This is a genomic window from Sedimenticola selenatireducens DSM 17993 (assembly GCF_000428045.1).
Taxonomy (GTDB): Bacteria; Pseudomonadota; Gammaproteobacteria; order Chromatiales; family Chromatiaceae; genus Sedimenticola; species Sedimenticola selenatireducens.
The window spans coordinates 48,719-66,016 of the sequence record NZ_ATZE01000009.1; the positions used below are offsets into that span (position 1 = coordinate 48,719).

General features: G+C 55.5%; 6 protein-coding genes. All 6 read left to right on the forward strand.

Annotated features, from left to right (window positions below; genetic code table 11):
* Positions 1 to 185: 185 nt before the first annotated feature.
* The 6 genes from A3GO_RS0107900 (at position 186) to A3GO_RS0107925 (ending at position 16,717) form a co-directional block, all read left to right on the forward strand.
* Positions 186 to 7,475 carry a PKD domain-containing protein gene (locus tag A3GO_RS0107900; RefSeq protein WP_029132944.1) on the forward strand — a complete coding sequence of 2,430 codons (7,290 nt, stop codon included), beginning with the start codon at positions 186 to 188 and terminating at the stop codon, positions 7,473 to 7,475.
* 72 nt (positions 7,476 to 7,547) lie between these two features.
* A complete protein-coding gene (locus tag A3GO_RS0107905) occupies positions 7,548 to 8,543 on the forward strand; it encodes a hypothetical protein (protein ID WP_029132945.1) in 996 nt (331 codons plus the stop codon).
* 197 nt (positions 8,544 to 8,740) lie between these two features.
* Positions 8,741 to 13,570, forward strand: coding sequence for an NAD-glutamate dehydrogenase (locus tag A3GO_RS0107910; RefSeq protein ID WP_029132946.1), 4,830 nt, complete (start codon positions 8,741 to 8,743; stop codon positions 13,568 to 13,570).
* Positions 13,571 to 13,935: 365 nt separating this feature from the next.
* Positions 13,936 to 14,208: a hypothetical protein gene (locus A3GO_RS0107915; protein ID WP_029132947.1), complete on the forward strand. Its 273-nt coding sequence runs from the start codon at positions 13,936 to 13,938 to the stop codon at positions 14,206 to 14,208.
* A gap of 320 nt (positions 14,209 to 14,528) precedes the next feature.
* Positions 14,529 to 15,236: a response regulator transcription factor gene (locus A3GO_RS0107920; protein ID WP_029132948.1), complete on the forward strand. Its 708-nt coding sequence runs from the start codon at positions 14,529 to 14,531 to the stop codon at positions 15,234 to 15,236.
* The gene (locus A3GO_RS0107925; protein ID WP_029132949.1) at positions 15,230 to 16,717 is read left to right on the forward strand and encodes a sensor histidine kinase; all 1,488 of its coding nucleotides are present in this window, start codon (positions 15,230 to 15,232) and stop codon (positions 16,715 to 16,717) included. The genes A3GO_RS0107920 and A3GO_RS0107925 overlap by 7 nt, the downstream gene beginning before the upstream one ends.
* Positions 16,718 to 17,298: the final 581 nt, after the last annotated feature.

Below are 17,298 nucleotides of genomic sequence, written 5' to 3' on the forward strand. Positions count from 1 at the left end.
AGGCGGCAATTTCATGATTAACCTACATTAGGGTTTGTTTTAAAACCCGTGAATATTATGATAATCCCTTGGTAGTTGCATTGAAATCGTCAGGTCACTGAGATCAACGCAGTACGCCTCCCGATGATCCTTCAGAGGATTAGCAGGGAAGCCAAATAAGAAGAATTAGTTTTGGGAGTATCGAAATGTTCCATCGGTTTCAGTGTCGTCTGGCGGCAGCCGTGCTGTTGCCACTGCTGTTCCTGTTTGCCCTGCCGGTCAAGGCCGATGACTTGGGCCAATTTATCCTCGACTCGGTCAAAAGCCATCCTGAACAGCCGTTGATGGAAGGGGCGATGCTGCTGCTGACCCGGGATCTTGACTGGTATGGCAAGCACATGGCTGAACTGCCTCAACAGATACAGGATGATGTGCAGAATCTCCGTATCCGGCTGGTGGGTGAGTCAGCCCGGCAGGCGGCTGAAGCCCTGGGGGAGCCGGCCGATGTCTTTCTGGCCAGTGGTTCATGCAAACCGGCCCGCGATATAGACGTGCTCTATGTGGGGGGGAATACCCGGGAGGCGCGGGCCAGGATAGAGCGTGCGATCCGTGACAAGACGGCAGCCATGTTGGCGGCGGCCGAGGGGGATCCGCTGTTCAAGGCTGCACGGAACAACGGACTGAAGATTCCCGCCAGCCTGACCAGTGATGCGATGGAAATTGTCACCTCGGATCTGCCCAATTTCGCCTACAAGGATCTCAATGACGCGGTTTCCAGTGCGAGAACTGCACTGAAGGCGGGTGATGCCAACGCCATCGACCAGTTCAAACAGGCCCTGAACAAGACCCTGCAACAGAACCTGGAGGCACAGGTGGCCGCCTCAGCCAAGGATATGTATCGCGGCGCCGCCGGTCAGCGTTTTTTCAATATTGATTACCTGGGTGACCCGGAAAAAGTGCGGCGCATCGTCTCCGAGTCGGGTAACTGGGTGCTCAAGCCCGGTGGCCCTGAAGCGATTTCAGAGTTGCTGCAGGAGCAGGTGATTGCCCTGATGCCTACCAGCAGACGGGCCAAGTTTGCCAAGGTGGCCACGGATTACGCGATGTTTTTCAAGCATGGTGAGGAGGGCGGACTATCGGGTACCGCCAAATATGTGAAACGCATCTGGGAGGATGTGGACAGCACCGCCCTGTTGATCCATATCGGCGACGCTGAAAACAAGGCGTTGCTGGTTGCCAGGGCCATTGCGGAAAAGCCAAACCAGGCCTCCACCATTCTCGCCTTGAACGGTCTCTCGGAACTGGATGTGGAAAATGGCGTGCAGCGCGCCATGCACCAATGGGTCGAGAATCAGCTGATTATTGATGTGGATAGTCTGGTTAAAGAACTGGATAGTGTGAAGCTTGCCCAGGCCGCCGGATCGGCCGATGAGCTGGAAGCCCTGTTTCGCAAGCAACTGGTCCAGTTTGACCTGAATGACCTGGCCAGCGGTCTCTCCGCCATGAGCCAGGTGCCGGGAAAAGGACCGGCCGAGATACTGGGTGTACTGGAGAAGGAGTTCAGCGGCAGTGATGCAGGCCAACTGGCCATCCGTTATATCCGCCAGCAGTTGGAGATCTTCGCGGATAACTCCGTCGACTCCGTGGGCATGCGGCTGATTCGTGCCCTGGTCAGCAGTGGCGAGATATCACCCGCCGATTATCATGAGCTGCGCTCACGGATGTTGAAGGGACAGGAGTTGCCCGCGGAGGCGGCCAGGAAGTTACAGAAGGCACGCAGTGAAGTGCTGTTTCTCGGTTCAGTCAACATGCTTGAGCTGGACACCAGGCCCGGCTCGATCGATCAGCTGATTGACGACTGGAAACGCAGTCGCAGCAGTGCGCTGATCAGTGTGGCCGATGATGATGTGCGCAAAACCATCAGTGAGTTGTCACAGCTTCCGGCGGATGAACTGAAGAAACTCGGCTGGCTGGAAGCCGAACTCAACTTGCCGATGGAGACCCGGCTGCGTATCAAGCTGCTGCCGGATCAGGCGGCGGACATGGCCGAGCGGCTGGGCAGGAATTTGTCAAAACAGGCGCTGACACTGAATCAGTGGCAGCGGCAGGCACGTAAATATATCTTCGACCTGACGCCTGCCGAGTTTGGCGAAGCGGGTGATCTGGGTGCCATGGATGTGGTCTTCTCGGTGGCCAATGGCCTGTATAAAACCTACTCCATTCTGAACAGTTCACCGCCGATGAAGCCGGCCGATGAAAACCTGGCGCTGGCCAATGCCTGGGTCACCGCACTGCCTATCGTGGGTGATTTTGCCGACGGCATCCTCAGTGGTATAGAGGCCGGGTTTACCGGCAACAAGGCCAAGGCGCTGGAGTCCGGACTGTTTGTCACCATCGGTGTGATGGGGGTAGTGCCGGGTGGACAGATTCCCGCCGTGGTGGCCAGTCTGATAGCGGCCTCGGCACCGATTGCCGGCGGTGTCTACGATGCCAGCCAGGCACAGGATCTGATTCAGGCCTGGATTGAGTCGGGTAACTGGGAAGGGGGCGGTGATCAGCCGATGGTGCTGGCCGGTCTGTTTGACCGGGCACAGGGACACCATGAGATCAGCTATGAGGAGCTGCTCACGACAAAAGGCAATGTACCCTATCAATCGGAACGGGCGGATGGGTTGTTGTCAGTACCTACCCTGAATGGCTCCATTCGGGACTATGCGGAAAAGTATGTCTTTCCCCAGTATCCCAAGATAAAAGAGTTGCGCGAATCACTGAAGGTGCTGTTTCCGACTTTCAATGACAAGATCTGGGAAGATGAGTTTGATGCCAAGCTGCGGATTGATCGTGAAGGCGGCAAGGCGGCGCTGTTCCTGTTCCGGGAGTATTACCAGATACGCACACAGGCACTCAATCAGACCCTGGCACAATTGAAAACCTGGGCAGAGGAGGAACGCCGCGTCGCCCAGGATTATGAAGCAGAGGTGGAAAAGGCCACACAGGCATTGATCAAGTTACAGGACGAGCTCAATGTCCACTCTCTGGTCTCTCATGCAAAACGCAGTGCCGATGCCTATACAAAGATCATCAAGAATGTCATGGAGCATGAGACGCTGCCGCTCTCGCGTTATCGAATCTACAAACACTATCTGCAAGAGTATCAACAGATCGCCAGGTTGGTCCGACAGATCAAGGCGAGGCTGGCGGTTGTCAAGGGTGGCTATCAATCCGCGAACTGGTTTCTGACCGGCTATCCCGAGTTTGATAAGCCACGGATCAGCAAGCTGGCGGCGATGATCGACAACGGTCACAAGAGTGTGGTCGAGAAAGTCACCGGGCTGATCAAGGACCTCGGTTTCCGCGCCAGGGGCGGCTATGACCCGAAAAACAGTTGCCACCAGGACGCCTACGCCATTCTGGCCGCCATACGGCACAAGATCTCATTCCTGGAAAATCTCGAGGAGTACTACAAGGAACTTGCCAGTAGTGAATCCGCCTGGAATGACGCCTATGAAACGGCGCGCAGTCGCTATCTTGATGTGCGCGACAGCCTTTCCGACAGCGCACTGACCAAGGCGCAGGCCGAGTCCAAGCAACTGGCGGATGCGGTGATTTCATTCATGGCGGCCATGCCCTATGCACTCGCCTCCAATGAGCGTGATCTCTACAAAAGCACGGCAAGCAATGTGGGCATACGTCTGCAGAAGGCGATGAGCGAGTTTGAGATGGCCGGTTATCTGACCGGAAAGGCGGGGGCCGCTCTGGAAGGCTGTCTGCTCAAGTCACTCAAGATTGATGTCGCACTCAAGCCCTATACCCCCAAGCTGGGCGAAACCACCATCGCCACGGCCAGGTTGAACAGCGCGACACCGCCCGCGGAATATTTCTGGCGCTGGAAAACCAGTGGGCCATTGAAAATTGATACTCCCTATGGTGAGAAGGTCAACGTCGTGGTTGATGGGGCAGGTGAACTGATTGTCGAGCTGACCAGTCACTACAATCCACAGATTGCCAAAGTGCTGGCGGAAAGCTATGTGAAAATAGCGCCACTCTCAGGTGAGGCGGAGCCAGAGGACGATGCCAAAAAGAGACAGGAGGAAGAGAAAAAGGCAGAGAAGGATCGCGCTGATACAGCGCCGGATTCAACAGCGGATTTCACTCCGCAGGGGCGTGACTGGAAACGTCTGGTCGATGCCGAGGAGGCGACGCGAAAAGATAAGGATATGCGCAACAATCGAACGGCCGAGTGGGACAAGCGGATGCAATCTATCCGTAGTGATCTGGCGCAGTTGCGAGATGTGACCAAGCAGTGGTTGCTGGCCTGGGAGCCCTATATCCGGGAACTGGAGAAGGTGGACAACAAGGTCTACCACGATCTCCGTGATGCGGTTGAAAAACAGCGTGAAGCCTATTTTGCACGTTGTTTCAATAATGGTGGAGAGTCCAATCCAGCGGTAGCCGATGCGTGCAAGAAAAAGTCATATGACTACGAGGAGAGTTGCCTGCCAAAAAGTCTACGGCTTGCACACTCGGATGAGCAGAAGCGTATCCGTATTGCGAAAACCGAGCTGCCGCAAGAGTTACATATAATGGCCAGTACCGGTTTTCCGGCATCCAAAACCTGGTTTGAAAAGGTCGATCAACTGGCTGAAAAACATGGTTTGCCTTTCCCTTATCCGCAAACGACAGTTCCGCGTGTCGACTACACCAGTCAGTGTGCATCGGTGGATATTGAAAAAGAGAAAAAGGAGCCACAAGAGTTTTTGAAGGTGAAACTGGCCGGGCCGAGTGCGGTGGTCTCCGTCGGTAAACCGGTCACCCTCTCTGCCGGAGTTACGGGTGGAAAGCCACCCTACCAATACGCCTGGTCAGGTGCCACTGGCTCCGGTACCACAGCATCGCTGACCCCTTCATGGGCCGGTGACTGGAGCGTCTCTGTCACGGTGACGGATGCCGAAGGTAACAGCGGAGAGGGCGTGACGACGGTTCGGGTAGCGCCTTCCGCGATCAAGATCAAAGGACTCAAGGGCAATGTGTTCTATGGCAGTACAGCGGCCCTGAACGCCTTTGATCAAGGCGTGCAAGCGCCGGAGATCGATCATTGTGCCAAGCCGGATAACCCTTTCTGTGTGGATACCTCGGTACATGCCACCATGGCGGCAAGCAGTGCGGCACCGAAAGAGATCCTGAGCGATAGCTACGTATCGCCACCCGATGAAGAGGAAGAAGCGCTGCCCCCGCCGATGGCCGAATATAAGGTGATCTGGCAGTCAGAGCCCGGGCTCACCTTTGACCCGCCGGACAGTTTTAATGGACAGACCACCGTTACCTATGACCGCATGGGTGAGGTAAAGATCTGGTGTGAACTGTTGCAGGCGATCGAGGGGAGTTACCAAACCGTCGGCGAGTGTGATCAGGAGACCGTGCAAGTTATTCCGCCGGCGTTTACCGTCACCTTTGAACCGCAGAATGGTCAGGCCTATGTCGGTCAGCAGGTGTTGGCGACACTGCATGCCAAACCGTCCGTGCCTGAACGGCTGATCGACTATCGCTGGTTTGACCCGGCCTCATCCAACCGTCTGGAAATTGGCCCCAACGGCAATCGAATCAGCTTCACGATCAAGGATACCCAACCCATCAAGCTGAAAGCCCTGGCACGCGTGCCGGTGCATGGTGACGAGATTGGTGAAATCGAATCGAGCTATACCGGTGTGGCCTACAGTGTCAAAGCCTGGGTTGTGCAATTGCCCAATCAACCGATGACCTGGGACCCGGCAAAAGGCGGATTGAAACCGATACCGCACGGGTCGCGTGCGGTGTTTGATCGCATCACCCTGAAGGCGGAACTACAGGGTGGCACAAAACCGGATGTCATACGCTGGCAGTGGGCGGTCAATGAGGGTACCAGTCTGAGCAATCCGGCATCCCAGTCTCCTACCGTATCCCGCAGTGAACCGGGTGACATCAACGCAACGGTGATCGCATTGGACAAGGATGGTCGGAAACTGGGTGAGGCGGAGGTTTCACTCACGGTGATCAAGCTGACCCCTGCGCCCACAGGAAAAGACAAGGCGAAAGATCCAAGAGGGAATAAGCCTGCCGACAAGCCTTTGCCTGATAAAAAGCCTGATACAGACAAACCTGCCGATGGACCAAGGGGCGATGGTCCCGAGGACAAGGCCAAAAAAGGGCTGGATGAGGCGAATCAGCAGGCCGCATCCGGCAATATGCCGGCGGCGGAACGCGCCGTGCGGGAAGCCGAAAAGTTTGCACCCAAGCTCGCGGCGCCGGCAGCGAAGCAGATTGCCCATAAGGCGAAACTCAGTGGCTGGGCGGCTACCTATGAAAGGGACTTCGATAAGGGCATGCAGGATCTGGAGGTCTCTGTGCGTCTGAACCCCGCAGACAAAGATGCGCAGGAAAAACTGGCAAAGGCGAAACGTTTTGCCAAGTCCTGGCCAGCGGTGGAAGCCAAGGCGGCTGAGTTTGACCGGCTGATTGCTGCGGATAAGGTCTGGTCCGCCCACAAGGCGCTGTTGCAGATGGAGAAACTGCACGCCGAAATGCCCGGGCAGATAGTCAACCCGCTTTCGCGACGTGTCAGTGATGAGTTCAATAAGGCGCTGCAGGCGTATAACAAGTTTATGGAGCAAGTGGATAAAATCAATTCCTGGAGTTTTAAAAAGAAGGATTGGCAGAAGATGCTGGAGAATGCCCGGCAGTCTCAACAACGAGAGTTGTCACCTTCCCACGCTAAAGAGGCAAACAGCCGCATAGCCTTCGCCGAAAAGATGCTGCGCGAACAGCAACAGAAAGATCCACCGCTAGCCGAGTTGACTGCGTCTGAAAGGGCGGCCCTGATGTCCGGTGTCTGGAAAACCACGGAAGGGGTTATGACACTGCTGCAACGTGGTGACCAGGTGGAAGGCAGTTACAATGCCGATGGCGGCAAGATCAAGGGAACCTATCAATCAGGTGTATTTGACGGCTACTGGAGCGAAAACAGTGCTTCAGTGCGCTGCAAGACTGCATTGGATGGTCGCTATCACTGGGGTCGTCTCCGCTTGGAGATCAAAGACGGCAAAATGAGCGGAATCTGGAGCTACTGTGATGCCGACCCTACGGACAAGTCGAAACCCTGGAGTGGGACTAAGGATCATGAGCTTCCCGGGAGCGCTGGTGGAATAGCAGAAGCTGCCAATGGTATCAATGGAATCTGGAAGTCCACGGAGGGGACCATCACCTTCACGCAAAACGGGGATCAGGTGAAGGGCACCTATCCGGTTGATGGCGGAACCCTCATCGGTACGATCAAATCCGGCGTGCTGGATGGGTACTGGATAGAGAACAACTCCTCCCACAAATGTAAAACCAAGAAGGATGGGCGCTATTACTGGGGACGTATCCATTGGACATTTAGTGGCAACAGCTTCAAGGGCCAGTGGAGTTATTGTGATGCCCCGGTGAATAAGAGTGCCTCCTGGAGTGGGTCAAGGCAGTGAAGGTTGAACGGGGCATGGATAACCAATCCCGCAGCGCTAACAGCAATCGTAGCAGAATGAGTGAGGTGTACCTTGTCCAACAATAATCCCGACCTCTCATGGGAGATACACTTTCCCTTGGTAACCAACCCACTGGTGCTAAAGGCCTGGTTCAAGGCAATGGGAGCCACCTATCTGATTGCCATGCTTATCATGGCGGCGATTTTCATCGGCACTGGTGAACCGGAAGCGTTACCGATGCTGGCAGTCGGATTTGCCCTGGCGATTACCGGTCTGACCCTGCTGGGGCTGCTGATCATGTTGCTGTTGTTTGGCAACCGCTTCCATGCCCGCTTCACCCTCACCGACAAGGGCATAGTCTATGAGAGTCTGGACAGCCGTGCTCGTACCCTGGCGCGCATGGCGGTGGTGGCCGGTGCCCTGGGCGCCAGTCCCCGCACGGCCGGCGCCGGACTCCTGGCAGTGAGCAATGAGCGGGTCGACCTTGCCTGGAGCGGCGTCTGTGAGGCCCGCTACCATCCGAAGCAACGCACCATCGTTATCAGGAACCAGTGGCGTGATCTGCTGCAGCTCTACTGCAGCGAAGAGAACTATGAGGCGGTGAAGCGGCGCGTGGAAAGCCGGCTCGCCTCGCAAAATACCACGGCGAGCGCGGCTGCATCACGTTCACCACTGCCCGAAGCGCTGCTGGCGACCGCGCTGGTGGTGGCCGCCTGCCTGCCGCTGTTTGCCATGAATGATATTACCGGTCTGGATATCTTTGTCCCCCTGCTGATTCTGCTGTTCAGCCTGGCCACGGTATGGCTGATTCCCCTGTTCGGCTGGGTCGTGTTACCCCTGGAAGGTTATGTGCTACTCCATATCGGTGTCGCATTGGTCAAGTCGAGCGAGCTGAAGTTGGTCACCACCTATCGTTTCAGAAAGTATGAATTGCTCGACGCCGGCGAGTGGATTCTCCTGGTATTGGCCGTGGCCGGCATGACCTATCTGGCGCTGATTTCATGGCGTGCCGTGCATGGACGGCTGGTGCCGGTGCTGTTTCGGGACCGGGTCGGGGCGGGGCAATGAGCCTGGGTGAGTGTGGTTGTAACTGTTGGGCCAACAATCAGTAGAGATTGATAAAGATAGCTGTTCCTTTCTATTGATATATCTGGATAAAGTGCCTGCCCTGCGCTAAGTTTAAACTAAGCTGTGATAATAAAAACAGCGTCGGGTTATTGTCGGCCTCGATGCATGCAATCCGCCAACCGCATTGGAAATAGGAAATGACGAGACACAAGGGGAATACCCTGCTGCAGCAAATGATGGATAACCTCGCTGGCTATCCTGATTCCAGATTCAACAAAAAGGACCGCGCCCAGATCGAACAGATGCTGGGCTTTTATTATCGGCATATACCGGTATCAGACCTGGAATCAACGGCAATTGCCGATCTGGTGGGTGCGGTTATTGCTCACTGGCAACTGCTAAGGGTGCGGACGGGAGCCACGCCTTCGGTGCGGGTCTATAACCCCAGTTTTGAAGAGCATGGATGGCAGTCTCCCCATACCATCATCGAGATTGTCACCACCGATCGGGTTTTCCTGGTGGACTCACTATCCATGGGCCTCAATCGGGCTGGCTTGACCATCCATCTTACGATACATCCCCTGATCCGCACTGTTCGTGATCAACTCGGACATTTGCAGGAGATCAGGTCACTGGGCGACGAGGGTGGTGAAGTGGAGTCGTTGATCCATTTCCAGGTGGAAAAACAGCTCTCCGCCGATGTGCTTCATGCACTGGAAAAAATGATTCGCGATGTGATCCGTGATGTGACTTACGCCAATACCGACTGGGAACCGATGAAACAGCGGGCCACAGTGATACGGGAGATTCTGTCTAAAGAGAAACTGCCCGTAGATGCGGCCCGGCAAGCGGAATCCTGTGAGTTCCTCAAATGGATTGAAGACGACCACTTTACCTTTCTCGCCTATTGCGAGTTTGACCTTGTCGACAAGGCGGGTACACCGAGACTGCAACTGGATAAGTCCTCCCAGCTCGGCCTCTTTCAGGAGTCCTGTCTGAATGATCAACAGGCGGGGGCGGTGATACCGGTTGGGGGCGGTAAGGCTTATATCGCCGCACAGGAATTCCTGGTGGTGACCAAGTCCAATGCCAGGTCCACAGTGCATCGGCCCGCCTACATGGATTTTATCGGCATCAAGCGTTTCAACAGTCACGGTGAAGTGGATGGCCTCTATTGCCTGCTGGGTCTCTTTACCTCGGTAGCCTACAACAGTCCGCCAAAGGATATTCCATTGTTGCGACAGAAGACCCGCGAGGTAATCAGCCGCTCCGGTCTCTCCGCTTCCAGCCATTCAGGTAAGGCCCTGGAAAATATTCTCACCACCTTTCCCCGTGATGCACTGTTCCAGACGCCGGTGGATGAATTGGAACGCTTGGCCATGGGCATTCTTGGTTTGCAGGAGCGGCAGCGCACACGCCTGTTTGTTTCCAGGGATCTGTTCAAGCGATTCTATTCCTGTCTGATTTATCTGCCCAGGGAGCGCTATTCGAGGGAGTTGAGATTGCGTATCCAGAAGGTATTGGTGAGGGCCATGAACGGAATCGAGGTGGAGTTCAGTACCCTGTTCACCGAATCGACCCTGGCGCGTATTCACCTGATTATTCACACGTCACCAGACAGTGAAATGGAATACAGTCTGGAAGAGCTGGAGCCACTGGTGATCAATGCAACCACCACCTGGCGGGATGAACTGCATACGGCACTGAATGAACAATATGGCGAGGCGAGGGGTTCGGAGTATTACAAAGCCTATGCAAACGCCTTTCCAAGCGGATTTCGCGAGGATTTTTATCCACGTACTGCAGCGACAGATGTGGCCAGGATTGAACGGGCGCGCGAGACTGGTGAGCTGGATCTTAATTTCTACCGGCCGATACTCGAATCCTCCGAGTATGTACATTGCCGGCTTTACTCCGCGACCAATCCGGTGCCGCTCTCGGATGTGATACCGATCCTGGAGAACATGGGGCTGACGGTATTCGGTGAACGGCCGTACCGCATCCGCCACCCCTCCGGGCATGTCTGGATTCATGACTTCTCCATGAGTTATTCCGGCGGCCAGGAGCGATTGACCGAGGAGAGCAGTCGGCTGTTCCAGGAGGCGTTTCTCAAGGTATGGGAGGGCGAAGTCGACAATGACGGCTTCAATCAACTGGTTCTGGATGCCGGGCTGCAATGGAAAGAGGTGGTGCTGTTGCGTGCCTATGCGCGCTATTTCAAGCAGATAAAATTCCCCTTCAGCCGCTCCTACATTATTGAGAGCCTGACCCGCAATGCAGAGATCACCCGGCTGCTGGTGGACCTGTTCAACTTAAAGTTTAATCCGAAAAGCAAGGCCAAGGCGACGCAGATTGACTCTATCCTGCAGAAGATCGAGTCGCTGCTTGAGGCAGTGGCCAGCCTGGATCAGGACCGGATTTTGCGCAGTTATGTAAACATTATCCAATCCACCCTGCGCAGTAATTTTTTCCAGCGGGATGCTGATGGCGAGACCAAGTCCTATATTTCATTCAAGGTTGATCCGCGCCAGGTAAGCGGCATGCCCCTGCCGATGCCGATGTTCGAGATCTTCGTCTTCTCCTCTCGTATGGAAGGGGTGCATCTGCGCGGTGGCAAGGTGGCCCGTGGCGGGCTGCGCTGGTCTGACCGGATGGAGGACTTCCGTACCGAAGTGCTGGGTCTGATGAAGGCGCAGATGGTGAAGAATACGGTGATCGTGCCGGTTGGCTCCAAGGGTGGATTTATAGTCAAGCGCCCACTGGATGGCCTGGCGCGTGAACAGATGATGGAGGAGGTGGTGTTCTGTTATCGCACCCTGCTTAAGGGGATGCTGGATATCACCGACAACCTGAAGAGTGGAGCCGTCGTGCCGCCCGTTGATGTAGTGCGCTATGACGAGGATGATCCCTACCTGGTGGTGGCGGCGGACAAGGGCACCGCCACCTTCTCGGACATCGCCAACGGTGTGGCCGATGCCTATGGCTACTGGCTGGGCGATGCCTTTGCTTCCGGTGGTTCGGTCGGCTATGACCATAAAAAGATGGGTATCACCGCCCGTGGCGCCTGGGAGTCGGTCAAGCGCAATTTTCGTGAACTGGGGGTAAATATCCAGACTACGGACTTCCGGGTGCTGGGCATTGGCGACATGTCCGGGGATGTGTTCGGCAACGGCATGTTGCTTTCCCAGCATATCAAGCTGGTGGCGGCATTCAATCACATGCACATCTTCCTGGACCCGGATCCCGATCCGGAAGTCACTTTCAAGGAGCGGGAGCGATTATTCAAATTACCGCGCTCCAGTTGGACAGATTACGACAAAAAGCTGATATCAAAAGGAGGTGGTATCTTCCCGCGCAGTGCCAAGTCCATCGCTCTGACCGATGAAGTGAAGGCGATGACCGGCGCCAAGGTCGACAAGATGACCCCCACAGAATTGATCAACCTGCTACTCAAGTCGCCGGTTGACCTGATCTGGAATGGTGGTATCGGGACCTATATCAAATCCGAACTGGAGAGCCATGAGGATGTGGGTGACAAGGCCAACGATGCCCTGCGGGTGGATGGCAATGAGCTGCGTTGCAAGGTGGTGGGCGAGGGTGGCAACCTGGGCGTTACCCAACTGGGACGGGTTGAGTTTTCCATCAAGGGCGGCCTGATCTATACAGATGCCATCGACAACTCGGCCGGCGTCGACTGCTCCGACCATGAGGTCAATATCAAGATCCTGCTGGGCCAGATCGTCGCCAATGGCGACATGACCGAGAAACAGCGCAATAAGCTGCTGGCGGAGATGACCGACGAGGTGGCCGAGCTGGTACTGGCGGACAACTACGCCCAGACCCAAGCGATCAGCATGGTCGTATCCGAAGCGCCGGAACGCCTCAATGAGCACGCCCGCTTCATCGATTTTCTGGAGAGCGAGGGACGACTCAATCGTGAGCTGGAACACCTGCCCAGTAAGAAAGTGATCGCTGAACGGCAGGCCGCCAAGCGCGGCCTGACCAAGCCGGAAGTGGCGGTACTGCTCGCCTACAGCAAGATGACTTACTTCGAGGCCCTGATCCACTCGGATATTCCGGATGATGAATTTCTCGAAACCGAGTTGATCGAGTATTTCCCTGCGGTGCTGGGTGAGCGTTTCAGTAAAGAGATGCGAGCGCATCAGTTGAAGCGGGAGATCATCTCCACCCATCTGACCAACAGCATTGTGGAACACATTGGCCCCGGTTTCGGCTTTCGGGTGCGTGAAGAGGTCGGCACCAATATTGCCGGTGTGACCCGTTCCTATCTGGCTGCCAGCAAGATTTTCTCCACGGATGAATTATGGCGTGATATCGAAGCGCTGGATAATCAGGTAGCGACCTCGGTGCAGATGGAGATGATGCGCATGATCGCCCGCTTGATTGAGCAGAGCGTACTCTGGATACTGCGTGCGCGGCAGAACAGAATTGTGGTACGGGACCTGGTGGATTACTTCCAGGATGGCGTTCAGGAGTTGCTGGAACAGATGCCGAAACCACTGGCCTCCAAGGACCGGCTGGCACTCAATCGTCAGATCAAATATTACCTGAATGCCGGGGTTCCCCGGGAAGTGGCGCAGCAGGTGAGCCGTATTGTAATGCTTTCGTCGGCCATGGATCTGGTGGAGGTGGCGAAGCAGCGCAAGCGGGAGATTCAAGTCGTCGCGTCGCTCTATTACAATCTCGGGTCCACTCTGGAGTTTCACTGGGTGCGGGATCAGATCTCCAGGCTTGCCGTGCAGACCCATTGGCACAGTATGGCCAAGACCCGCCTGATCGACACCCTGAACAAGCATCAGCGGGATCTCACGGCGCAGATACTGGTTACCGTAAAGAAACAGAAAAGCGCCAGGAAAATGATCGAGCAGTGGGCGGATGAATACCGCTTCGCCTATGACCGGCATCTGAAAATGATTGCCGATCTGAAGGCGCGGACTTCGGTGGACTTCGCCATGATGTCGGTGGTTGTGGCGGGTGTGGGGTCGCTGCTGAAGTCGGACGTGTGACGAACGGTCATCCGATCTCCCCGGGTTTTTGGTCGGCTCGAACTCCGTTGAAATTATCCCCGTAGAGCGGCTTCAGTCGCGAAGGGGGATCGCAGCTCAAGCAGCTCCTGCAGGCCGTTCGTCCACCAGCAATCCGTACCGCTCCGCAGGCGGCCTGTCCCAGGGCCGCCAGACCGGCGCACTACCCGCCGGTCGCGGCCACTGCCGATCCATCGGTTCAACTGTTATCAAATCGTTAGCTTTCCGTGATGTCGGCTGGATCTCTCCGCTGTTAAATAACCTCAAGCCAGCCGCAGGGACCAATGTTGCCCGTCATTGCTGGTGATTGTGCCGAAGGGCGAACAATACCTCTCAGGGAGAACGTTATGTTGAAGAAAACCACAGTACTGAAAATCTGTTCTATGGCTATGCTGATATCTGTCGTAAGTGCTGTCACTGCCGGCGGCATGGTCAAGGATGGCGCTGGTCATCCGGTCATGGGCGTCGCACAGCCCATGATGGCCGACACAATGGACAAGATGGATAAAAAGCCGATGATGGATGACAAGATGGATAAAATGGACAATAAGCCGATGATGGATGACAAGATGGACAAGATGGAAGAGAAACCGATGATGGATGACAAGATGAAAAAATAGTCCAGACTCCAATCGGACATTGTATGTGGAGCCCGGTAGGTTGGGTTAGCCCGAAGGGCGTAACCCAACAATCGGACATTGCATGCGGAACAGAGCAGGGGCGGTATGATCGAAAATTGCGCATTTCAAGCCGCCCCTGCACGTTGCTGCTTGAACCCGAGTCAACATCCATCCCTGCCAGGAACAACCGGGTAGGTTGGGCTAGCCCAAAGGGCGTAACCCAACAAATAGGCGCGGGGGCGACAACGTTCAACCATTAGTCACCCGGCGGCAGGCCATGTATCATGTTTCCAGCGCAAGCGGCAGAGTGAGCATTACCCATGACCCATCAAGTGCTGATTATCGAAGATGACCCGGATATCGCGCGCCTGGTGCAGCTCCATCTGAATGATATTGACTGCCAGGGTCACATTATCGGCAATGGCAATGAAGGGATCGCTGCATTTAAAAAAGATCATTATGATCTGGTGGTGCTGGATCTGATGCTGCCCGGCATGGATGGCCTTGCTGTCTGCCGTGAAATCCGCAAATCCGAAGGCTATGTGCCGATCCTGATGCTCACTGCAAAGTCTTCCGAACTGGACCGTGTTCTGGGTCTGGAGATGGGGGCGGATGATTACCTCACCAAACCATTCAGCGTGCTGGAACTGCAGGCCCGTATCAAGGCGTTGTTTCGAAGAACGGAAGCACTCACCGCATCGAAAGAGACCAAACCGGCGCAGGCGATCATCGACCGTGGCGATATCGTTATTGATGTAACGCGCCACCAGGTACAGGTGCGGGGGGAACCGGTGGAGCTGACCGCCCGTGAGTTCGATCTGCTGCTGCACTTTGCCAGCAACCCCGGCTCCGTCTACTCACGCATACAGCTGCTGGATTCGGTCTGGGGCTATAACCACGAAGGTTACGAGCATACCGTCAACACCCATATCAACCGATTGCGCACCAAGATCGAGGCCGACCCGGCCAATCCGAAATACATCCTGACGGTATGGGGTGTCGGCTACAAGTTTGCCGAAACATGCTGAGGACACTCTATGCAAAACTGGCAGTCGGACTGGTGGTGTTGTTTGTCACCATCGGACTGCTGTATGCCGTCATCAGTACTACCGCCACTAAGTATTACCTTCAGGAAGTCAATCAATCCTTCAACAAGGGGCTGGCCAGAAACCTGGTGGCGGATCGCAATCTGGTGGCGGAGGGTAGACTCAACCAGGAGGCATTAAAAGAGACCTTCCATCAATACATGGTGATCAATCCCAGCATCGAGATCTATCTGCTGGACCTTGACGGGAAGATACTCTCCTACTCGGCCGACCCGGGTAAGGTGAAACGCAATCATGTTTCGCTGGGGCCGTTGCTGGCCTTCCTGGAGGGGGCCGAAGAGTATCCGCTACTGGGTGACGATCCACGCAGTCATGATGGCCAGAAGGCATTCTCCGTCACCCCGGTCCCCACGACCGATCATCCGGAAGGCTATCTCTACGTGGTGCTGCGAGGCGAGGAGTTCGACTCGGTCGACAAGATGATCAGGGAGAGCTATTTCCTGCGCCTTAGCGGTTGGGCGGTGGTGGTCAGCCTCGGCCTGGGCCTGCTGGTTGGGTTGATCGTACTCCGGCTGCTGACCCGCCGGCTGCACCGGCTCTCCAATCTGATGGCGAGCTTTCATCAGAGCAATTTTATCTCGCATCAACCCTATCTGCTGGCACAGGCACGACCGAGCGATGAAGTGGACCAGCTCGGTCTCACCTTTGACCAGATGGCGGAACATATTCAGCAACAGTTGGAACAACTGAAGGAGCAGGACAGCCTGCGACGCAAACTGGTGGCGCAGGTTTCACATGATCTGAGAACCCCGCTCGCCTCCATGCTGGGCTACATGGAATCGCTCGAGCTGAAAGGGGGCGAGATGGCCGAAGCCGAGCGACAGGAATATACCGCCATTGCGCTTCGCCAGGCACAACGACTCTCGAAACAGGTGGCCGAACTGTTTGAACTGGCCAGCCTGGATGCCCGCGAGACCCAACCCCATTGCGAACCATTTCAACCGGCTGAGCTGGTACAGGACGTCGTGCAGAAATATCAACTACGCGCCGAACAGCAACAGATTCAACTCGGCATGAACCCGCCCCCGGCGTTGCCGTTTGTCTATGCCGATATCGGCCTGACCGAGCGGGTGTTGGAAAACCTGATCGAAAACGCCTTCACCCACACCGGCAAGGGGGGCAGCATACGGCTCGACCTCCGGGCTGAAGAACATGGCGTCGCCATCGCCGTCAAGGATACCGGTTGCGGCATCAACCCCGAAGACCTGCCCCACATCTTCGACCCCTTCTACCAATCTGCCAAAAAGCGTACCTCCGGCGAACACGCCGGCCTCGGACTGGCCATCGCCAAGCGCATCATGAGCCTGCAGAAAGGTGAGATTCAAGTCGAGTCCATACCGGGTGGCGGTACCACCTTCACCTTCCTGCTGCCGCTGGCGGCGGTGCGGATGCCGGTCGGCTGAATGACCGGGCAACGCCAAAGAGAAAATATCTCACCTGTCGTCTGTTGTTTGGTAAGCGGCTGAGAACGTGGGGAATAACCGTTTGGCGGGATGTAAAATTTCCTATTTCTTCAATGTCCTACTGGGTTGGCTTGATCAAGCCGAGCAATTTACGGCCCCCCCCTGTTCATCTTGTGAAATGAACAAAAAATGAATAGCTTATACTCATGAGTGGCTTCGAGTTCTACGACGACAAGCGCAAGACCAACCTGGAATAACATGGAATTAACCTCCAGACTGCTCTGGCGCTCTGGAAAGGCCCTGATCTTTTGGAAATCCAGACCAATACCGGCAATGAACGCCGGTTTCTTGTCATAGGTTGTATAGGTGAAAGCACTGTTCTGTAGTCGTCACGTACGGAAACGAGAGAATTTGCCTGATTTCTGTCAGGCGATCCCGTAGGAGAGAGGTAGAGCTATCCAATGGAGACGCTACAAGCGGCGCTCACTAGCGGAGAGTTGGACATGAAAGATGAGCAGTGGTGAAGACGAATATCGATCAAAAGATGATGGCCATTATGCCAGGTATGCGTTGATCCAGAA